Raw genomic sequence first — 26717 nt, 5'->3', positions numbered from 1 at the left:
TCTGTTCGCTAGATTGCCACTACCTGCTTTTGCGAACAAGATGAACCCGTGACATAACGAGCATGGTCCGGAAAAGTGGTAACCGGCTTTCCGGGGCGGATCATGCCCACACCATAACGGAAACCACACAAGAATATTTGGGGTAGGCATGAGTTCTCCATCGCTGTTTTCGCCGCTCAAGGTCGGTCCCTATGAGCTCAAGCATCGCGTCGTGATGGCGCCGCTGACGCGGATGCGGGCGGAGCGGCCGAGCCTCGCGCCGCGGCCGATGAACGCGGAATATTACGCGCAGCGCGCCACGCCCGGCGGCTTGCTGATCGCGGAAGCCTCGCCGGTGGTCGCCACCGGCTTCGGCAATCCCGGCGTCCCCGGCATCTACAGCGAGGCCCAGATCGCGGGCTGGCGCGAGGTGGTGGATGCGGTGCACGCCAAGGGCGGCTTGATCTTCCTGCAGCTCTGGCACGTCGGCCGCGTCTCGCATTCCTCGTTCCAGCCCTGTGGTGCGCTGCCGATGGCGCCGTCGGCGGTCGCGATCCCACCCGAGTTCAAGTGCATGACGGCGGACGGCAAGGTGGTCGACTACGAGACGCCGCGTGCGCTCGAGACCGGCGAGGTCGCCCTGATGGTCGAGGCCTATCGGCAGGGCGCGAAGAATGCGCTCGCCGCCGGCTTCGACGGTGTCGAGATCCACGGCGCCAATGGCTATCTGATCGAGCAGTTCCTGCAATCGCGCAGCAATCTGCGCACCGACCAGTATGGCGGCTCGATCGAGAACCGCGTCCGCTTCCTGCTGGAAGTGACGCAGGCGGTGACCGACGTCTGGGGCGCCAATCGTGTCGGCGTGCGGCTCTCGCCCTACGGCATCGCCAATGGCAGCGGCGAGGCCGACCCGATGCCGCTCTACGGCCATGCCATCAAGGCGCTGGACAAGTTCGGGCTCGCCTATTTGCATTTCATCGAGCCGCGTGCCTCGGGCACCGGCCGCGCAGAGGTCGACTGGCAGAACGTGCCGTCCGCGATGGTGCTGTATCGCCCGATGTGGAGCGGTGTCCTGATCACCGCCGGCAACTTCGTCGGCGACAGCGCGCAGAGCGCGGTCGCGGAAGGTCATGCCGATGCGATCGCGTTCGGCCGCTATTTCATCTCCAACCCGGACCTGCCGCGCCGCCTGCAGCGCGGCTATCCGCTGACCAGGTACAACCGCGCCACCTTCTATGCCGGCGAGGAGAAGGGCTACACGGATTATCCCGTTCACGATGAGATGGCGCAGGCGTAGGCGACGCGGTCTTTACGCGCCGTCATTGCGAGGAGCGAAGCGACGAAGCAATCCATCGCTCCGCGCATGCGGGTCGATGGATTGCTTCGCTTCGCTCGCAATGACGGTGATCCCCGATGTTTCCGGACGACGAGTTCGAGCCGACAAAGAAATCAAAACCCGTGGCGCTGGCGAAGCCCGCGGCCGGTCAATGCCTGTGCGGCAAGGTGCGGTTCGAGATCGACGTGCCGGCGCGCTGGGCCTGGCACGATCACACCGCCGCGAGCCGCCGCGCGCATGGCGCGGTTTATGCGACCTATGTCGGCAGCTGGAAGAAGCGCTTCCGCATCACGCAAGGCGAGAGCGAGCTCTCGCGCTATGAGGACGCTAAAAGCAAGACGGTGCGCAGCTTCTGCGCCAATTGCGGCACGCCCATCGCCTACGAGCGTGCGCGGTCGCCGCACATGGTGAACATCCCGCGCGCGCTGTTTTCGGGGCGCACCGGCCGGCAGCCGCTCTATCACATCGCGATCGAGGAATTGCAGGAATGGGCCTACACCGGCGAGCCGCTGGTGCCGCTGAAGGGTTATCCCGGCGTGGTCTGGCAGCGTTCGAAAAAGAAGAAGCGCAGCGAGCGCGAGGGGATGTTCTAGAGCACGTTCGGTTCTGATTTGAATCAGGACAGAAGCTCTCGCGGCGTCAGTGCTTCACGTAGATGACCTCATCCGACCCTGCGTATTCCTCGGTCCACCCTCTCTTGTCCACGAGGAACCGCTTCAGCGGTTCGTGCGCCTTCACCCAGAGCACCGTATCGATCTTGTACTTGGCGAGGACGGCGTCCCACGCAGTCTCATCGATCTCCCATTTGATCAGGCTGAAATAGTCGCGCAGCAACTCGTCGGGATAGGCGGTGGCCGACCGGCCGTCGACGAACACCGGCACCGCACCGCGTGTGTAGAAGATCAGGAGTCCGCCGACGTTCCAGTGGTTCAGCAGCCGTGCATGCGGAAAATGGCTTTGAAGATAGCGCGCATCCTGCTCCGAGAGCAGCTGCGGAAGTGCGAGACCCGGTTTGACGACCATCAGCGTCAGCGGCAGCGCGCACGTTGCAACAATGCCGGCAACCAGCAACGAGCCTTGGACCTTGAGATCGTTCAGTCGTTTGGGCAGCAGCCGGTCGATATGAAGCGCCAGCGGCACCGTCGCGAACATGAAGAAGAACGACATGTACCGGTATTGATAGAATCCCAGCAGCAGGAACAGCCAGGACAGCAGCCGCGACTCCAAAGGAGCGGGCGAAGCGGCCGGGTGGCGCAGCTCGAACGCGGCAAATATCGCGATGTAGACGATGCCGGGGATACTCCCGGGCACGGTGAAGTTCGCGGAATAGGACCACCACTCGGTGATGTGCGCCTGCGCAAAGTGGCCCAGCGTGGTCGTGACGCCGTGGTAGATGTGCCAGCCAAGCGGATTGATCAGGATTGCGACAAGGCAACCGGCGGTTGCGAAACCATAGATTCCAAGACCTGCCCAGTCCCGCCTGAGCACGGACGCGGCGCCAAAAATGCCGATGATGAAGAGCCCGAGCACAAAGCCGCCGTGCAGATTGGCCCAAAGCACCATCATCACCGGCAGCAGGAACCATCTGGTTCGCTTCAGGCACTCTGCGTAGAAAACGACGCAGAACAACATGGTCGGGGTGTTCGGCGAAGCGGCGAGATAGGAATTCGGCGCGGTCACGAACGCCGGGTACAGCAGGCACGCGGCGAGAACGGAAATGCCAACCGCAAGTGTCGAGGCGCCGCTGCGCAGGCAGATCGATGCAAGATATCCGGTGATGACGGCGCCACATGCAACGACAGACAGTGTGAGACCGATATATCCCGTGTATTGAAACACCACGCTGGCGATCACGTCCCAGAGCCAGGACAGATTGTACCATTGCCTGTCGCCGAGGGTGAATGACCATGGATCCTGAAAGGGGACATTGCCGCGCTCCCTGATCAGGTCTCCGGCGGCGAGGTGCCATCCGAGATCAAGGTGGCCCAGCAGGAGCGGCCCGTTCGACAGGTAGTACAGAGACGTGACTGCGATCAGGAAGACATAGAGACCCGGCTTCTCGAGCCCGATCGTTCCCGGTCCTCTATCGAGCCTGGTTCCGTTCCAGGCCGCCAGCGCGTCCATGACTGATCCCCCGCGATCGAAGCGAGCCGTCTGCGGGCCCTGCATGCTTTTCTGTGTGCTTGATGAAGGCAAACCATCGTCGCTTTAGGACACTCTCGCTAAAGTAGCGTTAAAGTCGGCCGCGCAATTCGATGGCTGCCGTTGAGGTTCACGTCTGCCCAACGTCGGCTTTCGAGGGACTGGCCGGCGGAGTGAAATGATGAGCCCGGAGAGCCAGGCGCGCGCCAGCGGAATGCGGCCATGACCGGCCGCTCGATTGCTCCCCAAGCGCAAGTTTGGTCATCTCCGCCGGTGCCGTCGGCCAACGCGCTGGCAGGCCTGGAGGGAACATGAAGAATCGCATTACCGGCCGCTCCGCATTCCTGGCGCTGCTGAAGGATGAGGGCATCACGCATCTGTTCGGCAATCCCGGCACCACCGAATTGCCGATCATGCATGCGCTGAAGGATCATCCTGACCTCACCTATGTGATGGCGATGCAGGAGAGCCTGGTCGTCGCGATGGCCGATGGTTTCAGCCGCGCCTCCGGCAAGCTGGTTGCCTGCAACGTCCATGTCGCGCCCGGTCTCGGCAATGCGATGGGCTCGCTCTACAATGCGAGCTTCACCGGCACGCCGCTGATCCTCACCGCCGGCCAGCAGGAACAAGGCCACGGCCTGACCGAGCCGGTGCTCTATGGTCCGCTGGTGCAGATGGCCACGCCCTTGGTGAAATGGGCCGTCGAGGTCACGCGGCTGGAGGACCTGCCGCGCATCGTGCGCCGCGCCGCCAAGATCGCGACCACGCCGCCGACGGGACCGGTGTTCATCTCGCTGCCCGGCGATATTCTCAACGCTGAGGCCGGCATCAAGCTCGGCCGCTCCACCCGAATCGACACAAGGGTCCGGCCGTCGGAGGATTCGTTGAAGGCGCTGGCCGCGCGCATCCTGAAAGCCGAGCGTCCGGTGATCGTCGTCGGCGACGAGATCGTCAAAAGCGACGCGCTGCGCGAGGCGGCCGATCTCGCCGAGACGCTGGGCTGCCCGGCCTGGCAATCGCCGACGCCCTATGGTTCGCATTTCCTCTCCGAAAGCCCGAGCTTCATGGGCGCGATCGCGCGGCTGCAGAAGGTCGCCCGCGATGTGCTGGCGCCGTATGACCTCCTGATTGCGCTCGGCGGCGATCCGTTGCGGATGTCGGTCTATAGCGAGGTCGATCCGCTGCCGGACGGACTCTCGATCGTGCAGGTCGGCCTGGTCGACAATGATCTCGCCAGGAACTACGGCGCCGAGATCGCGGTCAAGGCCGACGTCAAGGAAACGCTGCGCGCGCTGGTCCCGGCATTGAAGGAGCTCGGCGGCGGCGCGCTGGCGACGCGTGCAAAGCAGGGGCTCGCGGCGCTCTCGACGAAAAACTGGGCGGCGAAGCGCAAGGCGCTGGTCGAGCAGATCTCGAAGGCGAGCCTGAAGTCGCCGATCGATCCGGACTGGCTGGCGCTGCAGGTCGTGGAGGCGATGCCGGACAACGCGATTCTGGTCGACGAAGGCCTGACCTCGTCGCGGCAGATCCTCGGCTTACGCCCGCATCGCGACCGCTACGGCTATCACGCGCTCGCCTCCGGCGGCATCGGCTGGGGCCTGCCGGCCGCGGTCGGCGTCAGCCTCGCCAATCCGCAGCGCCCGGTGGTGTGCTATTCCGGCGACGGCTCGTCGATGTATTCGATCCAGTCGCTCTGGACCGCGGCCAATCACAAGCTGCCGCTCAACTTCGTCATCGTCAACAATGGCGGCTATCGCATCATCAAGCAACGCCTGCTCGCCTTCCATGGCGACGACAATTATGTCGGCATGGATTTCATTGACCCGCCGGTCGATTTCACCGGCGTCGCGCGCTCGCTCGGGCTCGAGGCGATCAAGGTCACCGACCCGCAGGAGCTGAAGGGTGTGATGAAGTCGGCGTTCAGCCGCCCCGGTGCGAAGCTGATCGAGGTGATGGTCAGCAATTCGGTGAATTGATCACGCGATGCGCGCTCCGTCCCGTCATCCTGAGGTGCGAGCGGAGCGAGCCTCGAAGGATGCGCGGCCCGGCTGGTGGCCGTCGATCCTTCGCGACGCGCGCAAGAGCGCGCTCCTCAGGATGACGGGATGGTGAGCTGTGCGTAACCCCGTCATTGCGAGGAGCGAAGCGACGAAGATTCCATGGGGAGTGGATAGCGACCAAGTCTGAGGCCAGACTGAGGTTGCACCCATTCAACCTGGAGACGACGATGTTGCTCGATCATCCTTCCGACAAACTGGCCGCTATCCGCACTCAGTTTGGCGCAATTTTCGCGTCATTGGAACTGAGCCGTTCGACTTGGCTGGTCACCTCGCTTTCGCCGGGCAAAGGCGAGAAGATGTCCAAACACAGCGTGGTGGCCGGCGATCTTGCGGAACTGCTGAAGCTGTTCGCGGAGCTGAAGCGCAAGGCGCAGGCGCGCACGGGCGAGAGTTATCCGATCATCACCATCCAGGAGGCGGGGCTGGATGGGTTCTGGCTTCACCGGGCCCTGCAGCAGGAAGGCATTGAGAGCCATGTGGTGGATCCGGCCTCGATTGCGACGCCGCGCCGGCGCCAGCGAGCCAAGACGGACAGGCTGGATGGGGAGACACTGTTGCGGACGCTTCTGGCCTACAAGCGCGGCGAGCCTCGGGTCTGCGCCATGGTTGTTGCTCCCTCTCCCGAAGAGGAGGATCGCCGCCGGCTGTGCCGCGAACGGAGGACATTGATCGCGGAGCGGGTCGAGCATGTGAACCGGATCAAGGGTCTTCTGTTCGCGCAAGGGATATCGGGTTATGCGCCGTTGCGGCGGGATCGACGGAAGCGGCTGGAGGCCTTGCGGACTGGAGACGGGCGCGCATTACTGCCGCATCTGAAGGCGCAGATCGACCGTGAGCTCGACCGGCTCGAACTGCTGCTGGAGCAGATTGCGGCGGTGGAGCGCGAGCAGGATGCGTTGCTGGCCGCGAGCAAGCCGTCGGGCGGGAAGGCTGCATCGACCCCGGTTGCGATGCTGCTCGGTCTGAAGAGTTTGGGCTCGAACTTCGCTGCCGTTCTGTGGTCGGAAGCCTTCTGGCGGCAGTTCGCCAACCGCCGTCAGGTCGCATCTTATGTCGGACTTGCGCCGACGCCCTGGCGCAGTGGTGGGATCGAGCGCGAGCAAGGCGTGTCGAAAGCCGGCAATCCGCGCCTGAGAACCACGATGATCCAGCTCGCTTGGCTCTGGGTGCGCCACCAGCCGCAATCGGCGCTGACCCAATGGTTCAAGGCGCAGTGCGGCCGCAAGCGCGCGATCGTGGCGCTGGCCCGCAAGCTGCTCGTGGCACTGTGGAAATACGTGACCGCCGGCGTCGTGATCGAGGGGGCCGAGATGAAGGCCGCCTGATGCGTGGCTTCCTGCAAGCTTAAAACCAATCTGCCGAGGTTGATCAGCCTCGGCCGATCCGGGCGGACGAACCGATGGATTGCATGGCTTCAAACGCCGCAACGAAGAATGGTCCCGTCCTCTCGAGCCTGCCCGCCGCAAGCGGAATGTTGGTGCAGTCGCCACCGAGCGACGACCGAATGTGAGTTTGATCTGGCATGCAAACCAGATTGCCCGAACTGGCTCGACCCTTGGATCGCCGAACATAGGAGGAGTTCACGCCGCACTTCCCGACCCGACGAGCCTGAAGGCGTGCTCGCTCAGCTCAAGACCAAGCCGCTTCGCGGCGGCCCTGCCGGGCCGGTCTTGACCTGATCTGCGCGCGCCTTCCAAACCGGCCCATGGTCGGGACGAAGAGCTGGCCCGAAAATCGAACAAAGAGCTGACCATAAATCTTGACACACCAAATCCCCATGTGAGCAATCCATTGGCCCGCATATGCGGAACGATGGATTGCTTCGCTTCGCTCGCAATAGCAGAGGCAATCACTCCGCTGGGTCTGTCTGCGACTTCACCCGATATCGCCCCGCCGGATGCGTCGCATCGAGCCTGGCGCGCCCCGCGCCGAACAGCTTCTCGCGCAGCGTGCCCTTGGCATACTCCCGCTTGTAGCGGCCGCGCTTGACGAGCTCCGGCACCAGCATGTCGGCGATATCCTCGAAATCGCCGGGCGAGATCGCAAACGCGACATTGAGGCCGTCGACGTCGGTGTCCTCGAACCATTGCTCGATCTTGTCGGCGACCTGCTCGGGCGAGCCGACCACCACGGGGCCGGCGCCGCCGATGCCGACATGCTCGGCGACCTCGCGCACCGTCCAGACCCGATCGGGGTCGGCGCGGGTGACGTTGTCCATCGCGGAGCGGCCGGCGTCGTTCTGCACGTGACGCACCTCCTGATCGAGCGAATAGGTCGAGAAGTCGACGCCGGTCCACCCCGACATCAGCGCCAGCGCGCCCTCATGGCTGATATGGCTGCGATAACAGGCGTATTTCGCTTTCGCCTCGGCTTCGGTCGGGGCGACCACGACGCACATCATCGAGAACATCAGGATCTCGGCTGCGTTGCGGCCCTTCTCCGCGGCGAGTTCGCGGATCGCCGACACCCGCGGGCCGATCACCTTGGCTGACGGGCCGGACATGAACACGCATTCGGCGTGCTCGGCGGCGAACTGCCGGCCGCGTGGCGAGGTGCCGGCCTGGTACAGCACCGGCGTGCGTTGCGGCGACGGCTCTGACAGATGAATCGCGTTGAGGCGGTAGTTGGCTCCCTCGTGCTGCACGCGATGCACTTTCGCAGGGTCAGTGAAGATGCCGCGCGCGACGTCGCGGATCGCGGCGTCGTCCTCCCAGCTGCCTTCCCAGAGCTTGTAGACCAGCTCCATATACTCGTCGGCGAGTTCGTAGCGGTCGTCATGCGCGGTCTGCTTGTCCTTGCCGGCACCGCGTGCCGCGGAATCCAGATAGCCGGTCACCACGTTCCAGCCGACCCGGCCGTTCGTAAGATGGTCGAGCGTCGACATCCGCCGCGCGAACGGGTAGGGCGGTTCGAAGGAGAGATTGCTGGTGACGCCGAAGCCGAGATTTTCGGTCACCGCGGCCATCGCCGGGATCAGCATCAACGGCTCGTTGGCCGGGGTCTGCGCCGCGTTGCGCAGCGCCGCATCCGGATTGCCCGCATACACATCGTAGACGCCGAGCACGTCGGCGAGGAACAGGCCGTCGAACCGGCCGCGCTCCAGCGTCTTCGCCAGATCGGTCCAGTAGGACAGTCTGTTGTAGTCCTTGGTGCGGTCGCGCGGATGGGTCCACAGCCCCGGCGACTGATGCGCCACGCAGTTCATGGCAAAGGCGTTGAGCCGAATTTGTTTTGTCATTGTCGAAACCTTGGTCGAACCTTGAGCGCCGCTTCGAATGCTGCCCGGTCGGATGCCGGGCGTCCCGCATCAACTTTGTTGCGACTTCCCACGTTTTGGCAAGGCCCCCTTCGCGATTCACACCCTTCCGGTGGGGCGCCGATCCCGATAGGTTGCCGGCCTCCAGAAGCATGATCGGGGCGCAAAGCGTCGCGTTCCGGTGGGATCATGCCAAGACGCGACCGGACGAAGGAACAATCATGGCGACACGGGCCGACGCAATCGCAAAGGTGCGAGAGCATTTTCAATCGGGACAGTTCTTGCAGGAGCTGGACCGCAGGGTCGGCTACCAGACCGAGAGCCTGAACGCCGACAAGGCCGATGCGCTGCGCGCCTATCTGGTCGAGAATTTGCAGCCCGCCTTCGCCGAGCTCGATTTCAAGACCCGGCTGATCGAATCGCCGACCGGCCGCGGGCCCTATCTGCTCGCCGACTACCAGGAAGATGCCGCGCGGCCGACCGTACTGACCTACGGCCATGGTGACGTCGTCGACGGCATGGTCGGCGAATGGCGCGACGGGCTCAATCCGTGGCAGACCACGGTCAAGGGCGACCGCGTCTACGGCCGCGGCACCGCCGACAACAAGGGCCAGCATTCGATCAACATGGCCGCGCTGCGCGCGGTGAAGCAGGCGCGCGGCGGCAAGCTCGGCTTCAACGCCAAGTTCATCATCGAGACCGGCGAGGAGATCGGCTCGCCGGATCTGCGCGAGGTCTGCGAGGCGCATCGCGAGGAGCTGAAGGCCGACCTGTTCATTGCTTCCGACGGGCCGCGGCTGTCGGCGGAGCGGCCGACCATCTTCCTCGGCTGCCGCGGCGGCAACCGCATCCACCTCGACGTCAATCTGCGCGAGGGCGGCAACCATTCCGGCAATTGGGGCGGCGTGCTGGCCAATCCGGCGACGATTCTGGTGAACGCGATCGCGAGCCTGGTCGACGGCAAGGGCCGCATGAAGCTCGATATCCTGAAGCCGCCGCCGATTTCGAACCGCGTCCGCGCCGCGCTCGCCGACGTCGAGATCAAGCCGACGGCGGACGAACCGGCGCTGGCGGAAGACTGGGGCGAGGAGGGCCTGACCGCGGCCGAGCGGCTCTACGCCTGGAACACGCTGGAAGTGCTGGCGATGTCGTCAGGCAATATCGACAAGCCCGCCAATGCGATTCCGGGCAAGGCGAACGCGGTGCTGCAACTCCGCTTCGTCGTCGGCACGAGATATCTCGAAGTGATCGATGGGGTGCGCGATTATCTGCACAAGAACGGCTTCCCGATGGTCGAGGTTTCGGGCGCGCAGCGCTTCGGCGCCTCGCGCACCGACATGGACAGCCCGTGGATCGAGTGGGCGGCGAACTCGATCCGCACGACCACCGGCAAGGCGCCGGCAGTGCTGCCGAACTTCGGCGGCTCGCTGCCGAACGACGTGTTCTCGGAAGGGCTGGGCCTGCCGACGATCTGGGTGCCGCATTCCTATCCGGGCTGCTCGCAGCATGCGCCCGACGAGCACATCCTGCTGCCGGTGACCGAGGAGGCGCTGACCATCATGGCCGGCCTGTTCTGGGATCTCGGCGAGGCGCAGCTTTAAGGTTGAAGGACGGGCTCGCTTTTTCCCCGTCATCCTGAGGTGCGAGCGGAGCGAGCCTCGAAGAATGAATCGGGCACCAGCGGGGCCGTGCATCCTTCGAGGCTCGCAAGAGCTCGCACCTCCAGCGACAAAGGCAAAGCCTTTGCGCGGGGATGACGGGGATACATGGATGCCCGGCAAGGCCGGGCATGACGAGCGGAGAACTGGCGCCCGACGCCAGCAAGGAAAACGGAATGACTTTATCAACGCCGGCTGACGCGCAGCACACGGCCGCCACCACCAAGAAAAACATCACCCGCCTGATCGTCGCAACCTCGGTCGGCAATGCGCTCGAATGGTACGACATCTCGGTCTACGCCTATTTCGCGGTCTATCTCTCCAAGGCGTTCTTCCCGGCCAATGATCCGACCACCTCGCTGCTGCTGACCTTCGGCAGCTTCGGCCTGTCGTTCCTGATCCGCCCGATCGGCGGCATCGTGCTCGGCGCCTATGCCGACCGTCACGGCCGCAAGGCTTCCCTGATGCTGTCGATCGTGCTGATGACGTTGGGCACGCTGGTGCTGGCATTGATGCCGACCTATCAGACGATCGGCATCCTGGCGCCGATCGCGGTGATGCTGGCGCGGCTGGTGCAGGGCTTCTCGGCCGGCGGCGAGTTCGGCTCCTCGACCGCGTTCCTGGTCGAGCACATGCCGGAGCGCCGCGGCTTCGTGGCGAGCTGGCAGTTCGCGAGCCAGGGCGTCAGTGGCCTGCTCGGGGCCGGCTTCGGCGCGCTGCTGACCTCGCTGATGAGTCCCGAGGATTTGCAATCCTGGGGCTGGCGGCTGCCGTTCCTGTTCGGCGTGCTGATCGGCCCGGTCGGCATCTACATCCGCAACCATGTCGACGATGCGACGCCGCCGCCGGCGGCCGGGAAGCAGGACTCGCCGGTGAGGGAAGTGTTCGCGCGGCAGAAGCTCGCCACGATGCTGGCGATCGGTGCGCTCGCGGTATCGACCGCGGTCAACTATCTGATCGTCTACATGCCGACCTATGTGGTGAAGACGCTGAACCTCGCGCCGTCGGTCGGATTCATCGCCGCATTCGCCGCGCAGACGGCGGTCGCGCTGCTGGCGCCGATCGCAGGCCTCGTCTCCGACAAGATCGGACGCACCACGCACATGATCCTGTTTGCGCTGCTGCTGCTGGTCTCGATCTTCCCGGCCTTCCTGCTGCTCACCGGTAGACCGACGCCAACCATCATCCTGATCGGCGTGCTGTGGCTCGGCGTCCTCAAGTCGCTGTATTACGGGCCGCTCGCCGCGCTGATGTCGGAGCTGTTTCCGGCGGCGACGCGTGCGACCGGGCTCGGCCTCAGCTACAATATCGGCGTCACATTGTTCGGCGGGATGGGCCCGGCGATCATGACCTGGATGGGCGGCTTCGCGCCGATCGGTGAGCTCGCACCGGGCTACTATCTCACCGGCGTCTGCTTGCTCAGCCTGTGGGCGCTGTTCACGATCCGCCGGCTGCGGCTGGCATGATTTCGTGAAGCGAAATTCGAATGTCTTCGTTGCTGCAAAGCAGCGTAGATAGTCGCAATCAAAGTTTCATCTGACGAAAGTATACGATGTCCGGCGCACGTCATCCGTCTTAGGATGATGTCCGCCGGGCGCGGCCCTTTGTCGTGCCCGGTCCAGGATCCGGAATCGAGGCAAGGAAGACCAAGGCATGAACGCCTCCACGACTGCGACCGCACGGACCAGCCGCAAGAGGCCACCGCCGGAGCCGGGCCAACCCGACAAGTTCAACGCGATCCAGAAGGTCTGCGCGATCCTGCGCGTGCTGGCGCAGCGCTCGCCGCTGCGGCTGACGGACATCGCCGACACCACCTCGCTGAACAAGGCGACCGCGCTGCGCATCCTCAACTCGCTGATCGAGGAAGGTTTCGTCAGCCGGGTCGCCGGCGCCAAGACATATGAGCTCGGCCAGGAGGCGCGGGTGATGGCGGTCGGCGCGCGCCGCTCGGTCGACATCGCCGAACTGGCGCAGCCGAGCCTGCTGCGGCTGTCGGAGCGCTCCGCCGATACGGCATTGTTGTCGGTGCGCTCCGGTGTCGAGGCGCTGTATCTGGCGCGCTCGGTCGGCAGCCATCCGCTGCAGCCGAACTATCTGCAGATCGGCAGCCGCCGTCCGCTCGGCGTCGGCGCCGGCGCACTGGCGCTTCTGGTCTGGCTGCCGGACGCCGAGATCGAGGCCGTGATCGAGGTGATCGTGCCGCGGCTGGCGAAATCGCCGCGCATCACGCCAAAATTCCTGCGCGAGCGGATCGCCGTGGCGCGCAAGGCCGGCCACACCGTGCTGATCGACGCCGCATTCCCCGGCATGGGCGGCGTCGGCGTTCCCGTTCGCGACGATGCCGGCGAGGTGGTCGCCGCGCTCTCGATCGGCGCGGCATCCGACCGCATTCGCCGCCGCGAAAGCGAGCTCGCCGACATGCTGAAGAAGGAAGCCCAGGTGCTCGCCCGCGCGATGGCCCAGGCGCCGAAGAACGGGCGTAGCGTCAAGGCGGGGTGAAATGGTGCCGCGCTCTGCTTTGCCTCTCCCCGCGCGTCAAGCAAACCCGCGCACGGTCGACGTCGCGCCCTCTCAGGATGACGGAGTTGGTTTACTCAGCTTGCTCAGTGTCATCAACCGCGCATGCGGGTGATCCAGTATTCCAGAGACGGTCGTGCTTGAGCCGATAGGCCGCGGCGTACTGGGTCGCCCGGTCGAGCCGGGCGACGACAACAGTGGATGAGGACAAAACTTCACATCCTCTCAGGAACCAAGCGGTTCAATCGAGGCGATGCAGCCGACCACTGGTCGCCGGCAGATGGACCACGACGGTGCCGACACACGGATTTTCCAGAAGGATCGACACCCGCTGCGCGTCCTCTGCGACCAATCTGCCCGCGATCGGCGACGAATTGGCGTCATTGATCTGGTAGCTCACGCGCGCGCCGCCAACCGCCGCAGAGATCGGCGCTTCGCGGGCTACTCTGAGCGCGTCGTCCTTGCCGATGTCATGACGTATGCCGTGTCCGATCGCGCGCATTCTCGCCTCCCAGGCGCGCAGGCCCGGATGCTGGTCGAGCAACGCTGTCGTCCGTCCCTTACCCCAGCGGATGAAGACGAGGTTGTGGAAGACCTGAAGATCGGCCGCACTCGGCTGCTCGCCTGCCAGAAAGGCGTTGCCGTTCTCGAGCTGCATCTCCAGTAGCCGCAGGTGCCGATGCAGCGCGTCGGTCAAGCTCGGAATGGCCGCGCGGAACGCTTCGGGATCGAACGGCCGGCCTCGCAGCGCCGAGCGGTCGGCGATGAAGGCCTCGTTGACATCCCAATCTCCGGAGAACAGCAGTCCCACGACAGTCGGAAACAGCTTCTCGTCTGCCCATAGACGATAGGTCTCCGCGGTGGCCCGACCGCATGCAAAGATCGACGGAGCGGGAAAGCGGCGCTCGATCTCGTCCAGAATGAGCTCGCTGTCACAATAGACGTCACCGCCGATCTGCAGCACCGGGATGCGGCGGTAACCTCCGGTCAGCGCGATCAGGTCCGGCTTGGGCATGATCGACGGCTGGTTGCAGGCCCACCAGGTGAGGCCCTTGAGGCCGAGCGCGCCGCGGACTTTTTCGGAGTACGGCGAGATGTCGTATTGGTGAAGAATCAGGGCGTTTTGATCTACCGTCATGACTTGCTCTCTTTCGGCCTGGTTGCGGCCTGGGCGAAGCGCGCGGTCTCGAAGCGCGCGTCCCTCTCGCGGAGCGCGATCCTGCTCGTCTGTGTGAACGGTGAAAGCGGATTCCAGGATCATCTTGCGGGGCCACTCGGGGCGCAGGCATTCTACGCTGCCGAGGTCGCGGCGAACAAGGCGTGCGGGGACGGCGCGGAGGTCCGCGCCATGGACTCGCAAGCGGCGTTTGGTCAAGCGTATAATCCAGGGAAACCCAAGGGCATCGGCGGCTTGCGGGATCGTGCCCTTCCGGTCATCATGGGGCGTCCACCGCAGGAAAACTTCCCCGACAGATGACGTTATCGCCCGACGCCGCCGACGACGCTGTGACGACGGCGTTTGCCGGCATTCCCGCATTGCTCGACCAGGCGCCGCTCTTGGTCTCGCGCGGGCGGCTGCTCGATTGCGACTGCCTGCTCGGCCCGATGGCGCGGCCGTTTCACGCCGCGATCCGGGCCGGCCGCATCGTCGAGCTCGTGCCCTCGCCGGTCCTGATGCGCTCATGGCGCTTCGCCTATCGTGCGACGCCGCAGGCTTGGGCCGCCTATTGGCAGGCCGAGCCGAAACCCGGCTGGCACGATCTGCTGGCGCTGACCAAGCGCGGCGAGGCGGTGCTGGAGGGCGATCTGCATCCCTTCATGACGCACCTGCAATACTTCAAGGACCTGCTGGCGCTGCCGCGGCAGCATTTGGCGGCCGTATCATGAGCGGCGCGATCATGAACGGTCATATCGAGCCGATGGTCGGCCGCTACGTTCACGTCGAGATCGGCGGCGAGCTGCACCGGATCTATTTCGAGGAGAACGGCAAGGGCATTCCGCTGGTCTGCCTGCACACCGCGGGATCAGACGCGCGGCAATGGCGGCACCTGCTCGCGGACGCGCAATTTGCCGAAAATTTCCGCGTCATTGCCTTCGATATGCCCTGGCATGGCAAGTCGAATCCGCCGAAAAGCTGGACCGGCGATGAATACCAACTCACCACCAACAGCTACGCCGAGACCATCCGCGCCTTCTGCTGTGCATTGGGGCTGGAGAAGCCTGTCGTGATGGGCTGCTCGATCGGCGGCCGCATCGTGCTCAACCTTGCGATCGAACATGCCGCCGAGTTTCGCGCGCTGATCGGGCTCGAGGCTGCCGATTTCCAGGAGCCGTGGTACGACACCGACTGGCTCAATCGGGCGGACGTTCACGGCGGCGAGGTCTGCGCCGCACTGGTGTCGGGGCTGATTGCACCGCAGAGCCCGGCGCCTGCACGTATGGAAACGCTGTGGGCCTACAAGCAGGGCGGTCCAGGCGTGTTCAAGGGCGACCTTCATTTCTACCGTGTCGACGGCGACCTGCGCGGCCGGGTCGCGTCAATCGATACTAAAGTATGCAAGCTCTATCTCCTCACGGGCGAGTATGATTTCTCCTGCACGCCCGAGGACACGAGGCGGACGGCAACGGCTATAGGGGGCGCCAGCGTTACGATCATGGAAAAGCTCGGTCATTTTCCGATGAGCGAGAATCCGGAGCAGTTTCGCCGCTATATCGCACCCGTCCTCGCCGACATTCTCACGCAGTAAATTGACGTTTCCACGAAGGAGTAGACGTATGACATCCAAATATCTCATCGGCTTCGCGCTCGCCGCCGCCCTCGGCGCGAGCCAGGCGCAGGCCGAGGAGCTGACCGGGACGCTGAAGAACATCAAGGACACCGGCGCGATCACGCTCGGCTTCCGCGATTCCTCGATCCCGTTCTCCTATCTCGACGACAACCAGAAGCCCGTCGGCTATGCGATGGACATCTGCTACAAGATCGTCGATGCCATCAAGAAGGAGCTGAAGCTCGACAAGCTCGAGGTCAAGCTCAACCCGGTGACCTCGGCGACGCGTATTCCGCTGATGGCCAACGGCACCGTCGACCTGGAATGCGGCTCGACCACCAACAATGCCGAGCGGCAGAAGCAGGTCTGGTTCACCAACACCCACTTCCTGACTGCCAGCCGCTACGTTTTCAAGAAGTCGAGCGGGCTGAAGTCGATCGACGACCTCAAGGGCAAGACGGTGGTCTCGACCGCCGGCACCACCAACATCAAGCAGCTCACCGAAGCCAATGTCGCGCGCGGCCTCGGCGCCAACATCATCCCGGCCAAGGATCACGCCGAAGCCTTCCTGATGGTCGAGACAGACCGCGCGGTCGCCTTCGTGATGGACGACATCCTGCTCGCGAGCCTCGTCGCCGGCTCGAAGTCGCCGGGCGACTACGTGATCTCCAAGGACGCGTTCTCCAAGCCGGAGCCGTACGGCATCATGCTGCGCAAGGATGATGCGCCGTTCAAGAAGGTCGTCGACGCCGCCACGGCCGCGCTCTACACCAGCGGCGAGGGCGAAAAGATCTACGACAAGTGGTTCATGCAGAAGATTCCGCCGAAAGGCCTGAACCTCAACGTGCCGCTCGGACCGGAGCTGAAGAACGAATTCGCCAAGCCGTCGGACTCGCCGGATCCGGATAGTTACAAGTAAGCTGCCGGGGCCTCATGGTTCGAGACGGCGCAATGCGCCTCCCCACCATGAGGGACCGGAGAACTAAGCGTGTCCGGCCATTTTTGGAGGAAAATGGCCGGACATTTGCATATAGTCGGCGCATCGCGTTTGGATGCGCATACGTTGCCGTCAAGCCTGATCGGCGCGATAGCGCGGGGGACCCGTGAACTATAATTGGAACTGGCACATCTTTCTCGAGCCGAACCCGATGGGGACCGGCACCTATCTCGACCTGTTGCTGGCGGGACTGGTGGTCACCGTCAAGGTGTCGGTGCTCGCCTGGATCATCGCGCTGGTTTCCGGCACGGTGATCGGCGTGCTGCGCACGCTGCCGTCGCGGACGGCATCGTGGATCGGCTTCTGCTGGGTCGAGTTCTTCCGCAACATGCCGCTCTTGGTGCAGCTTTTCCTGTGGTTCTTCGTGCTGCCCGAGCTGCTGCCGAAATCCGCCGGGCTGTGGATGAAGCAGTTGCCGAACGCGCCGTTCTGGACGGCTGCGATCGGCGTCGGCCTCTTCATGTCGGCGCGCGTCGCCGTGCAATTGCAGGCCGGTATCGGCTCGCTGCCGCGCGGGCAGAAGCAGGCTTCAACCGCGCTCGGCCTCACCACGGTGCAGACCTATCGCTACGTGCTGCTGCCGATGGCGTTCCGCATCATCCTGCCGCCGCTGACCTCCGAATTCCTCAACACCATCAAGAACAGCGCGGTCGCCATCACCATCGGCCTGATCGAATTGACCGGCGAGGCGCGCTCGATGCAGGAGTTCTCGTTCCAGGTGTTCGAGGCGTTCACCGCGGCAACCGTGCTCTATCTTCTCCTCAATTTCGTCGTGGTCACCGCGATGCGCCTGCTCGAGCGCTATGTCGCGATCCCCGGCTACATCACGGGCAAATGACGATGCTCGGCAATCTCGATTTCGACGTCATCCGCCGCTCGCTGCCCTATCTGTTCTTCGAGGGTATGCGCTTCACGCTGACCCTGACGGCGCTCGCGGCGTTCGGCGGCCTCGTGTTCGGCACCCTGATCGCCCTGATGCGGCTGTCGAGCTACAAGGTGCTCGGGCGCATCGCCGGCTTATATGTCGACTTCATCCGCTCGCTGCCGCTGGTTCTGGTGATCTTCTGGTTCTACTTCCTGGTGCCTTACATCGGGCAATGGCTGACCGGCGCGTCGCGGCCGATCTCGGTCGGCGCGTTCGCCTCCTCGCTGATCACCTTCGTCGCATTCGAGGCGGCCTATTTCTCCGAGATCATGCGCGCCGGCATCCAGTCGATCTCGCGCGGCCAGCCGGCCGCGGCCAGCGCGCTCGGCCTGACCTACGCGCAGTCGATGCGCTACGTCGTGCTGCCGCAGGCGTTCCGCAACATGCTGCCGGTGCTGCTGACGCAGACCATCGTGCTGTTCCAGGACACCTCGCTGGTCTACGTGCTGTCGATCCCGGATTTCCTCGGCGCCGCCAGCAAGGTCGCACAGCGCGACGGCCGCCTGGTCGAAATGTACCTGTTCGCCGCGCTGGTCTACTTCGTCATTTCCTGTGTCGCGTCCTTTGGCGTGCGCCGCCTGCAGGCGCGAATCGCCATTGTTCGCTGAACAACAAGCTGAGCCATCATGATCGAGATCAATCACGTCAACAAATGGTACGGGCCGAGCTTCCAGGCGCTGAAGGACTGCACCACCAGCGTCGCCAAGGGCGAGGTGGTTGTGGTCTGCGGCCCGTCGGGTTCGGGCAAGTCGACCCTGATCAAATGCGTCAACGCGCTGGAGCCGATCCAGGGCGGCGACATCATCCTCGACGGCATCAAGGTCAACGATCCCAAGACCGACCTGCCGAAGCTGCGCTCGCGCGTCGGCATGGTGTTCCAGCACTTCGAGCTGTTTCCGCATCTGCGGATCATCGACAATCTCTGCCTTGCGCAGGAGAAGGTCTTGGGACGCAAGCATGATGACGCCGTGGCCACGGCCACGAAGCTGCTCGATCGCGTCGGGCTGAAGGATCACGCCAAGAAATACCCGGCCGAATTGTCGGGCGGCCAGCAGCAGCGCGTCGCGATCGCCCGCGCGCTCGCGATGAACCCTATCGCGATGCTGTTCGACGAGCCGACCTCGGCGCTCGACCCCGAGATGATCAGCGAGGTGCTCGACGTGATGGTCGACCTCGCCCGCGAGGGCATGACGATGATGGTCGTGACCCATGAAATGGGCTTTGCCAACAAGGTCGCCGACCGCGTGATCTTCATGGACCGCGGCGAGATCGTCGAGGACGCCAAGAAGGCCGACTTCTTCGGCACGCCGCGCAGCGACCGCGCGCAGAAGTTCCTGTCGAAGATCTTGCAGCACTGAGGCTGGGGCTTCTCTCGGCCTGTCATTCCCCGGTGCGCAATTGCGCACCTGAGGGCGCGCGCAGCGCGAGCCCGGAATCCATACTCACGATTATGGTTATGGATTCCCGGCCTGCGCCCTAGCGGGCGCATCCCGGAATGACGGTGTGGAGGGTTTTCCCCCGTTAACAATTTGCGTATACGAAGGCTGAAACTTCGTCCTTCGTCCGCAGGAGAACTCGCGTGGAAAAGATCGCTTACGTCAACGGCTCGTTCGTGCCGCATTCGGAGGCCAAGGTCTCGGTGTTCGACCGCGGATTCCTGTTCGCCGACGGCATCTACGAGGTGGCGGCGGTGCTCGAGGGCAAGCTAATCGACAACGCCTCGCATCTGGCGCGGCTCAAGCGTTCGGTCGGCGAGATCCAGCTGGCGCTTCCCGAGACGCTGGAGCGGATCGAGGAGATCCAGAAGGAGCTGGTCAAGCGCAACGACCTCGTCAACGGCATGGTCTATCTCGAGGTCACCCGCGGCGCCGACAAGGGGCGCGACTTCGCCTTCCCGAAGGCCGACGTCAAGCCGACCCTTGTGATGTTCACCTCGGAAAAGGACATCATCAACGCGCCGTCGGCCAAGACCGGCATCAACGTGATCACGGTGCCCGACATCCGCTGGGAGCGGCGCGACATCAAGAGCGTGGCGCTGCTGGCGCAGGTGCTCGCCAAGCAGGCCGCGGCCGCGGCCGGCGCCGGCGAGGCCTGGATGATCGAGGACGGCAAGGTCACCGAGGGCGGCTCGTCCTCGTCCTTCATCGTCACCCAGGACGATGTCATCGTGACCCGGCATAACGGCAACGAGATCCTGCCCGGGCTGCACCCGCAAGGCGGTGGTCAAGCTTGCCGAGGAGCGTCAGCTGCGCATCGAGGAGCGCGCCTTCACGGTCGAGGAAGCGCTCGCCGCCAAGGAAGCCTTCATCACCAGCGCCTCGGTGTTCGTGCAGGGCGTGGTCGCGATCGACGGCAAGACCGTCGGCACCGGCAAGGTCGGCCCGATCACCGATCGCCTGCGCGAGATCTATGTCGAGTTCGCCCGCGCGACGGCGGTTTGATCCATCCCCATTCGTGCTGTCATCGCAAGGCTTGCCGTCTCCGCAAAAAGCTTCGGCGCGTGCATGCGCTGAGGCCTCGTCGAAGCCTTGGCGTAGACGGGACCGGGCGATCCAGTATTCCAAAGACCGTGGCGCTTGAGCCGAGAGGCCGCGGCGTACTGGATGCCCCGCATGAAGCGGGGCATGACAGTGGAATATATCGCGGACAGTACCGCCCTCACGCCGCGACCTTCACCTTCACCGGGTGTACCGCGCGGAAGCCGATCGCGATCCGGTTCCAGGCGTTGATGGCGCCGATCAGCGTGGTCAGGTTGACCAGCTCGCTGTCCGTGAACTGCGCGCGCACCGCCTCGTAGTCGGCGTCGGGCGCGTGCGTCTCTGAAATCAACGTCAGTGCTTCGGTCCAGGCCAGTGCCGCGCGCTCGCGCTCGCTGTAGAGCGGCGACTCCCGCCAGGCGTTGAGCAGATAGAGCCGCTGCTCGGTCTCGCCATGCTTGCGGGCGTCCTCGGTGTGCATGTTGATGCAGTAGGCGCAGCCGTTGATCTGAGAGGCGCGGGTCTTGACCAGTTCGATCAGCGACTGCTCGAGGCCGCTCGCCGTGATCTGGCTCTCGACCGCAACCAGCGCTTTGATCGTCTCGGGGGCGGCCTGGTAGAAATTCATGCGGGCTTTCATGATCGTTCTCCTTGGTTATGGGTTCAGTGAAAAGAGCTAGTGTGCACCGCCGCCGCCAGCGAGCTGGCCCGGCTTCTTCAGGAAGAGTGTCGCCACCAGCGCCACAATCAGCGCCACACCGAGCAAATAGAAGGTGTCGCTGAAGGCGAGGATATAGGCCTGCTTCTGCACGACCTTGCCGACCGCCGCGATCGCGCGGTGGGTGGCGTCGGCGTGATCGGCAACGCCGTGGTTCAGGAAATACTGGGTCAATCCCTCAATCCGCGTTCGGGTCGCCTGTTCCAGCATGGAGACCGACTGCATCAGCACGTTGGAGTGATATTGCTCGCGTTTGGTCAGCAGTGTCTGCAGCGCGGCAATGCCGATGGCGCCGCCGAGGTTGCGCATCATGTTGAACAATGCTGACGCCGATCCGGCATTCTCCGCCTCAATTCCGGCCGTCGCAACCGCCGACAGCGGAGCGAATGCAAGCGCCTGACCGACGGCCCGGACGACATTGGGCCAGAGCAGCTGATCGGCCGCATAGTCGTTGGTCATGTAGATGTTCATGAAGTTGGAACCGGCGAACAACGCAAATCCGACGCCGATGACGATGCGGGGGTCGAAGCGCTGCATCAGCCGCGGCACCAGCGGGATCAGCACGAGCTGCGGCAGGCCGGTCCAGGCCAGCACCATGCCGATCTGCTCGGCGTTGTAGCCCTGGATGCGCGACAGATATTGCGGCAGGATGAACACCGAGCCGTACAGCGCGATACCGAGCAGGAAGTTGGCCAGCATGCCGAAGCCGAAATTGCGGCGGGCGAGCAGGCGCAGATTGAGCAGCGGCTTCTCGACGGTGAACTCGACGATGAGGAAGGCGACCAGCGCCACGGCTGCGATCACCGACAGGCGGACGATGAAGGGCGAGCCGAACCAGTCGTCCTTGTTGCCTTCTTCCAGCACGGTCTGCAGCGCGGCGAGGCCGATCGCCATGGTGACGATGCCGAGCCAGTCGCCCTGGCGGATCAGCGACAGCTTCATCGGGCTCGGATCGAGCGAGACGTACAGCATCGCGATCATCACGGCGCCAGGCACCAAATTAACGTAGAAGATGTACTGCCAGCCCCAGTTCTCGGTGAGATAGCCGCCGATGGTCGGGCCGATCGCCGGCGCGAACGTCGCCGACAGCGCGAACAGCGCCAGCCCGATCGGCTGCTTCGCCTTCGGCAGCAGCGTGATGATCAGCGTGAATGCCATCGGGATCAGCACGCCGCCGGTGAAGCCCTGCACGGCGCGCAGCGCGATCATCTGCGGCAGGTCCTGCGCCAGCGCGCAGGCGCCAGAGAACACCAGGAACAGGAACGCGTTGGTGAGCAGATAGATGCGCACCGAGAACACCTGCGCGAGCCAGCCGGACAGCGGGATCACCACGATCTCGGCGATCAAATAGGAGGTCGAGATCCAGCCGCCGTCATCGATGCCCGCGCCGATGCCGCCTTGAATGTCGGCAAGCGAGGCATTGACGATCTGGATGTTGAGCACCGCCATGAACGCGCCGAGCGTGGCGCCGATCACCGCGATCCAGGTCTTGGTCGGGATCGCGGGGCGCGGCAGGCGCTGCGGGGGCTGCCGGGGCAGCGAAGTTTGCAGCGTCGGCTGCATTGGCGGTGGGCTGGAGCGCGGTCATTGGAGTGGTCCTTGCTTGCCCGCACAACATGGATTAGGCGGCCAGTTTCGATAATCCGGGAAAGACTGGAAGGATTGTCCGGCAGAGATTGATAATCGACACCGCTGCCACTGCGGCCCCGTGGTGTCGACGAGTGAGGTGAGCACTTCTCTCAGGCTCCCTCTCCCCTTGCGGGAGAGCTATCAGATTCACACATTCTGAAGCCTTAGATTGGCGCCGTATTTGATGGCGTGGAACTTGGCAAGGCCGATGCGGATGACTTTGGGACCCGGCTTGCCGTAGTAGCCGGTCCAGCCGCCGAGGCGTGCGATGACCCAAGCGACAAAGGCCAGGGATCCCTTCGGGTGCGGATTGCGTTGCCGCTCGGTCTTGCCTTCGAGCCGGGCGGAGACGGCTTCGAGGATGGGTTGGTCGTCTGGCTCGAAGGCATCGCTCAGGAGCTGATCCGTGTTGCCGTCGCGGGCCTGGACGAGTTGCTTGATGGTGATGGCCGCAACGGCTGCAGCAGCGACGAAGTTGATCATGGCCTGCGGGTCGCCGATATCGGCTTCCTCTATATCGAAGCCTGCCGTCTTGAGCGTACGGAAGAACTCCTCGATCACCCAACGCGTCCGGTAGAAGCCGACCACTTGACGCGCGTCGTTCAATGTAGCGACAGCGTGGGTAGTCAAAAGCCGCCAATGCACAGGTGCGCTACCGTCTTTCGGCTCCGATACCTCGCGGACATCGACCAGCGTCAGGTGAGCCGTCTCGGGCAACGTCGGATCGGCTCCATGGAGCGGCCGGCATACGGCCACCGGCGCGAAGCGCACTGCGAACTCGGTATCGCGCGCGCGCCGTCCTGGTGCGGCGGGGACCGTCATGGCAACGCGCCCTTGTTCGGCCTGGGCGTCGATGAAGGTGAACAGCAAATCCGGGTTCTTCTTCGGCCCCCTCGATCCGCCGATTCTGGCAGGCCCTCACAACCAATTCGACGTTTTGCGGACGCTTCACGAACAGTTCGTAAAAGTCGCTTTCGCGGTCCGATACCATCGTGACGCTGGCCGCCGCAGCCAGTACCTCACCCGCCCGTTCGCTGCTCTCGATCCATCGTTGCGATTCCTTAGCCGCCGTCGCCCGCTTGCGCCGTGGTGCCAACTCCTCTCGGTTACGGTTCCAAACCTGCATCGAGACCAGACCGAGCAACCCTTGCGTCTCGGCCTCTACCGCCAGTGCCACATGCAGCAACAAACCCGCGGCATTGCCTTTGGCGACCGGTCCGTAGCATTGTCGCGACCGCCGGCCGCCCAAGATCAATTCCGACGTGTCCTGTGCGACAACAACATGCCGACCAGCCGCTCGCTGCCCGGTGAGGTCTCCGGCATGCCGTGACATCTCTGCGGCCGTCACCGACGGATTGTGAAGAAGCCGGCGAAACTGCATCTCGCCCGCACGGTCCTCACCGAGGCGGCGGATGCACGAGCCAGGTCGGGCCACCAGCGCCGCATGCAGCCGCGCCCCCCTTTTTCCAGGCGACGATCGCCAAATCGTCCCAGTCCATATGCCACCCCGGCCATCAAAACCTCCACCGGCTTGCCTACCGATAGAGAATCCCGCTTTACCGCTAATCGCAACCCAGATGTGTGAATGCGATAGTTGCGGGAGAGGGTGGGGAGAGGGGTGGCCCCGGGCGCTGACGTCAATTGCCCGAACTGCTTCAATCCTGCCGACGTGTCACTTGCCGCAAGTGCGAATCGCGATCCGTCCGATGTCAGCGCAAGCGGCACCCCTCTCCCCAACCCTCCCCCGCAAGGGGGGAGGGAGCCCTTCCACCGGCGTGCGCGGCACTAAAGAGGGACGCAGCGGGGAGGGCACAGCAAAATGCGATCGACCACCGATGCGGTGATCGATCGCGCTTTGCTGGTCGAAGAAGGCTTTGGTGCTAACCGCCGCTCGCCCGCGTCGCCGACGCCAGCCGGCGCTTCTCCTCACGCTCGGCCAGCACCGTTGCCTTGGTGTTGACGGTCGGGATCGCCGACATGCCCGGCCGCAAGAGGCCGGTGAGGCTGTGATCGTCGAGCACGATCTTCACCGGCACGCGCTGCACGATCTTGGTGAAATTGCCGGTGGCGTTGTCGGGCGGCAGCAGCGCGAATTCGAGGCCGCTGGCCGGCGACAGGCTGTCGACATGGCCTTTCAGCGTGGTGCCGTGGAAGCTGTCGACGGTGAGCTCGACCGGCTGGCCGTTACGCACATGGGTCAGCTGGGTCTCCTTGAAATTGGCGACCACATAGACCGCATCGAGCGGCACCACCGCCATCAGCTGGGTGCCGGCCTGCACGTATTGGCCGACGCGGAGCGTGCGGGCGCCGACGGTGCCGTCGACCGGCGCGGTGATCCGTACGTAGGACAGGTTCAGCTCGGCCTGCTGCTCGACCGCGCGGGCGCGGTCAGCCTGCGCGACAGCCTGGGCGCGCTGCGTGGTCAGCACATCGACCTTGCGCTGCGCTGCCGACAGCGCCGACTTGGCGTGCTGCAACTGCGCGGTATTGCTGCGCAGCGCGGCGTCGGTCTGCTGCGCGCGTTGGATAGTGCCGGAGCCGGACTTCATCAGGCCGTCGTAGCGGCTCTGCTCTTCCTGGGCGAATTTCAGATTGGCTTCGGCGGCTTCGACATCGGCGGTGCTCTGGTCGATGATCGGCTGCTGCAGCTCGAGCTGGGCATCGAGGTTGCGCACCGAGGCGTCGGCGGCGTCGACGTCAGCCTTGGCCTGACCAAGCGCCGTGCGGTAGTCGCGGTCGTCGATCTCGGCCAGCAGCTGGCCGGCCTTCACCGGCTGGTTGTCGGTCACCAGCACGCGGGCGATGTAGCCCGACACCTTCGGGGCGATGATCGTGGAGTCCGCCTTCACATAGGCGTCGTCGGTGGATTCGAGATAGCGGCCGGTGGTGAGATAGTCGTAGCCAAGGTCGCTGGCCACGGCGATGCCGAGCAGGGCGGCGAGCCCGAGTGCCACCCGCTTGACCGTCCGCCGTGACGGACGCAGGCCGATTTTGGCAGATTCTTCAGGGATATAGGTCGTGGTCGACATGATTGTCTCCTGGCCGAACATTCGCGTCCTTCCAGAAAGGGCGCCGGATACGGCCCCTTAGATGCAATGTCCTGTCCGCTGTGATAATCCCGATAAAACTGGAAGCATTATCAAGCCAGCGCTGATAATCCGGACCTTGTTACATGGATCGCCTGACCAGTTTGACCGCCTTCGTCCGGGTCGTGGATTCCGGCGGCTTTTCCGCCGCCGGCCGCAAGCTCAACATGTCCACGACCATGGTGAGCAACCACGTCCAGTCGCTGGAAGACCGGCTCGGTGCCCGGCTGCTCAACCGCACCACGCGCAAGGTCAGCCTCACCGAGGTCGGCCAGGCCTATTACGAGCGTTGCGTCCAGATCCTCGCCGACATCGAGCAGGCCGATGAGGTGGCCGGCGCGCAGCAATCGGTGCCGCGCGGCACGCTGCGGATCTTCACCAACACCCATCTGGTCCAGTTCCTGTCGTCGACGGTGACCGAGTTCCTCGCCACCTATCCCGAGGTCAAGATTGATCTGATGATCGGTGAACGCTCGGCCGACCTGCTCGACGAGAATTTCGATCTCGCCGTGCAGATGATCCAGCCGCGCGATTCCGCGCTGATCGTGCGTCGCATCGCCACCTGGCGGCACGTGCTGTGCTGCTCGCACGACTACGTCGAGGCGCACGGCAAGCCGGAGCGGCTCGATGACCTCGTGGCCCTCAACTGCGTTCGCCACGTCAACTACCCTTTCGGGGACGAGTGGCACTTCGTCGACCGCAAGGGCGCGCCGGCAGCGGTGAAAGTGGCGGGCAATCTCGTCTCGAACAGCGGCGAGACGCTGAAACTCGCGGCGCTCGCCGGCGTCGGCGTGTTCCTCGCGGCGGGCTTCCTGGTCCGGGACGAACTCGAATCGGGGAAGCTGGTTCGGCTGCTGCCCGAATACCGGCCGGTCGAGCTCACCATGAACGCGATCTACCCGCACCGCCATCACCTCTCGGCGAAGGTGCGCGTCTTCATCGATCTCCTGGTGCATCACGCCACCGAGCAGCAGAAGCTGATCAATCCGTATTCGTGAGGGACGGTGTGCGCAGCACTCTATCTCCGTCATCCCCGCGCAAAGGCTTCGCCTTTGTCGCTGGAGGCGCGAGCGGAGCGAGCCTCGAAGGATGAATCGGCCAGAGAACGGGCCGTGCATCCTTCGAGACGCCGCTACGCGGCTCCTCAGGATGACGGGACCAATAGCGCG

22 protein-coding genes and 2 pseudogenes are annotated in these 26717 nt (G+C 64.3%); 17 read left to right on the top strand and 7 right to left on the bottom strand.

Annotated elements, in window-relative coordinates; all coding sequences use genetic code 11:
* Positions 1-148 precede the first annotated feature (148 nt).
* Positions 149-1276 (top strand): alkene reductase, encoded by a 1128-nt coding sequence (locus tag ACVWW1_RS24505; RefSeq protein WP_456657711.1) that lies wholly within the window; start codon positions 149-151, stop codon positions 1274-1276.
* A 116-nt stretch (positions 1277-1392) separates the two neighbouring features.
* Complete coding sequence (locus tag ACVWW1_RS24500; RefSeq protein ID WP_456657710.1) at positions 1393-1908, top strand: GFA family protein; 516 nt, start codon at positions 1393-1395, stop codon at positions 1906-1908.
* Positions 1909-1954: 46 nt separating this feature from the next.
* Here the strand turns inward: ACVWW1_RS24500 and ACVWW1_RS24495 are convergent, their stop codons facing one another.
* Positions 1955-3439, bottom strand: a complete 1485-nt coding sequence (locus tag ACVWW1_RS24495) for a hypothetical protein (RefSeq protein WP_456657709.1) — start codon at positions 3437-3439, stop codon at positions 1955-1957.
* A gap of 329 nt (positions 3440-3768) precedes the next feature.
* On the opposite strand from ACVWW1_RS24495, the gene ACVWW1_RS24490 reads away from it, so the two are divergent.
* Both ACVWW1_RS24490 and ACVWW1_RS24485 read left to right on the top strand, forming a co-directional pair.
* Positions 3769-5433, top strand: coding sequence for a thiamine pyrophosphate-binding protein (locus tag ACVWW1_RS24490; protein WP_456657708.1), 1665 nt, complete (start codon positions 3769-3771; stop codon positions 5431-5433).
* 251 nt (positions 5434-5684) lie between these two features.
* Complete coding sequence (locus tag ACVWW1_RS24485) at positions 5685-6842, top strand: IS110 family RNA-guided transposase (RefSeq protein ID WP_456655413.1); 1158 nt, start codon at positions 5685-5687, stop codon at positions 6840-6842.
* A 524-nt stretch (positions 6843-7366) separates the two neighbouring features.
* On the opposite strand, the gene ACVWW1_RS24480 is transcribed toward ACVWW1_RS24485, so the two are convergent.
* A complete protein-coding gene (locus tag ACVWW1_RS24480; RefSeq protein ID WP_456657707.1) occupies positions 7367-8755 on the bottom strand; it encodes an LLM class flavin-dependent oxidoreductase in 1389 nt (462 codons plus the stop codon).
* 239 nt (positions 8756-8994) lie between these two features.
* Here ACVWW1_RS24480 and ACVWW1_RS24475 point away from each other — a divergent pair, with 239 nt between their 5' ends.
* From ACVWW1_RS24475 to ACVWW1_RS24465, 3 genes are all read left to right on the top strand, one after another.
* A complete protein-coding gene (locus ACVWW1_RS24475) occupies positions 8995-10374 on the top strand; it encodes a M20 family metallopeptidase (RefSeq protein WP_456657706.1) in 1380 nt (459 codons plus the stop codon).
* Between the two features lie 233 nt (positions 10375-10607).
* Positions 10608-11897, top strand: a complete 1290-nt coding sequence (locus ACVWW1_RS24470; RefSeq protein ID WP_456657705.1) for an MFS transporter — start codon at positions 10608-10610, stop codon at positions 11895-11897.
* Positions 11898-12084: 187 nt separating this feature from the next.
* Positions 12085-12930, top strand: a complete 846-nt coding sequence (locus ACVWW1_RS24465) for an IclR family transcriptional regulator (protein ID WP_456657704.1) — start codon at positions 12085-12087, stop codon at positions 12928-12930.
* Positions 12931-13189: 259 nt separating this feature from the next.
* Here ACVWW1_RS24465 and ACVWW1_RS24460 read toward each other — a convergent pair whose 3' ends face one another.
* Positions 13190-14086, bottom strand: a complete 897-nt coding sequence (locus ACVWW1_RS24460; protein ID WP_456657703.1) for a glutathione S-transferase family protein — start codon at positions 14084-14086, stop codon at positions 13190-13192.
* Between ACVWW1_RS24460 and ACVWW1_RS24455 the strand changes: the two genes are divergently transcribed.
* From ACVWW1_RS24455 to ACVWW1_RS24420, 8 genes and pseudogenes are all read left to right on the top strand, one after another.
* Positions 14054-14425 (top strand): hypothetical protein, encoded by a 372-nt coding sequence (locus ACVWW1_RS24455; RefSeq protein WP_456657702.1) that lies wholly within the window; start codon positions 14054-14056, stop codon positions 14423-14425. The two genes, ACVWW1_RS24460 and ACVWW1_RS24455, sit on opposite strands and share 33 nt — an antisense overlap.
* The gene (locus ACVWW1_RS24450; protein WP_456657701.1) at positions 14422-14835 is read left to right on the top strand and encodes a hypothetical protein; all 414 of its coding nucleotides are present in this window, start codon (positions 14422-14424) and stop codon (positions 14833-14835) included. The genes ACVWW1_RS24455 and ACVWW1_RS24450 overlap by 4 nt, the downstream gene beginning before the upstream one ends.
* Positions 14832-15695 carry an alpha/beta fold hydrolase gene (locus ACVWW1_RS24445; RefSeq protein ID WP_456657700.1) on the top strand — a complete coding sequence of 288 codons (864 nt, stop codon included), beginning with the start codon at positions 14832-14834 and terminating at the stop codon, positions 15693-15695. The genes ACVWW1_RS24450 and ACVWW1_RS24445 overlap by 4 nt, the downstream gene beginning before the upstream one ends.
* A gap of 28 nt (positions 15696-15723) precedes the next feature.
* Positions 15724-16635, top strand: a complete 912-nt coding sequence (locus ACVWW1_RS24440; RefSeq protein WP_207832867.1) for an amino acid ABC transporter substrate-binding protein — start codon at positions 15724-15726, stop codon at positions 16633-16635.
* Between the two features lie 184 nt (positions 16636-16819).
* Positions 16820-17551 carry an amino acid ABC transporter permease gene (locus tag ACVWW1_RS24435; RefSeq protein WP_176529187.1) on the top strand — a complete coding sequence of 244 codons (732 nt, stop codon included), beginning with the start codon at positions 16820-16822 and terminating at the stop codon, positions 17549-17551.
* A gap of 2 nt (positions 17552-17553) precedes the next feature.
* Positions 17554-18246 (top strand): amino acid ABC transporter permease, encoded by a 693-nt coding sequence (locus tag ACVWW1_RS24430; protein ID WP_176529188.1) that lies wholly within the window; start codon positions 17554-17556, stop codon positions 18244-18246.
* Positions 18247-18264: 18 nt separating this feature from the next.
* Positions 18265-18996, top strand: coding sequence for an amino acid ABC transporter ATP-binding protein (locus ACVWW1_RS24425; protein WP_173638638.1), 732 nt, complete (start codon positions 18265-18267; stop codon positions 18994-18996).
* Between the two features lie 221 nt (positions 18997-19217).
* Positions 19218-20079, top strand: a pseudogene (locus ACVWW1_RS24420) (D-amino-acid transaminase).
* Positions 20080-20296: 217 nt separating this feature from the next.
* Here the strand turns inward: ACVWW1_RS24420 and ACVWW1_RS24415 are convergent.
* The 3 genes and pseudogenes from ACVWW1_RS24415 to ACVWW1_RS24405 all read right to left on the bottom strand — a co-directional run bounded on the left by ACVWW1_RS24415 (position 20297) and on the right by ACVWW1_RS24405 (position 23332).
* Positions 20297-20755, bottom strand: a complete 459-nt coding sequence (locus ACVWW1_RS24415; RefSeq protein ID WP_456657699.1) for a carboxymuconolactone decarboxylase family protein — start codon at positions 20753-20755, stop codon at positions 20297-20299.
* A gap of 36 nt (positions 20756-20791) precedes the next feature.
* Positions 20792-22421, bottom strand: a pseudogene (locus ACVWW1_RS24410) (MDR family MFS transporter).
* A gap of 188 nt (positions 22422-22609) precedes the next feature.
* Complete coding sequence (locus tag ACVWW1_RS24405) at positions 22610-23332, bottom strand: transposase (RefSeq protein WP_456657698.1); 723 nt, start codon at positions 23330-23332, stop codon at positions 22610-22612.
* On the opposite strand from ACVWW1_RS24405, the gene ACVWW1_RS24400 reads away from it, so the two are divergent.
* Entirely contained in the window at positions 23316-23792 is a 477-nt protein-coding gene (locus ACVWW1_RS24400; RefSeq protein WP_456657697.1) for a hypothetical protein, read from the top strand. The genes ACVWW1_RS24405 and ACVWW1_RS24400 overlap by 17 nt on opposite strands.
* Before the next feature lie 550 nt (positions 23793-24342).
* On the opposite strand, the gene ACVWW1_RS24395 is transcribed toward ACVWW1_RS24400, so the two are convergent.
* The gene (locus tag ACVWW1_RS24395) at positions 24343-25491 is read right to left on the bottom strand and encodes an HlyD family secretion protein (protein ID WP_456657696.1); all 1149 of its coding nucleotides are present in this window, start codon (positions 25489-25491) and stop codon (positions 24343-24345) included.
* A 143-nt stretch (positions 25492-25634) separates the two neighbouring features.
* Between ACVWW1_RS24395 and ACVWW1_RS24390 the strand changes: the two genes are divergently transcribed.
* Positions 25635-26546, top strand: a complete 912-nt coding sequence (locus ACVWW1_RS24390; RefSeq protein ID WP_176529193.1) for a LysR family transcriptional regulator — start codon at positions 25635-25637, stop codon at positions 26544-26546.
* Positions 26547-26717: the final 171 nt, after the last annotated feature.

This window comes from Bradyrhizobium sp. JR3.5 (genome assembly GCF_054057015.1).
The sequence above is the reverse complement of the archived record's forward strand: the minus strand, read 5'-3'. Positions and strand labels throughout refer to the sequence as shown.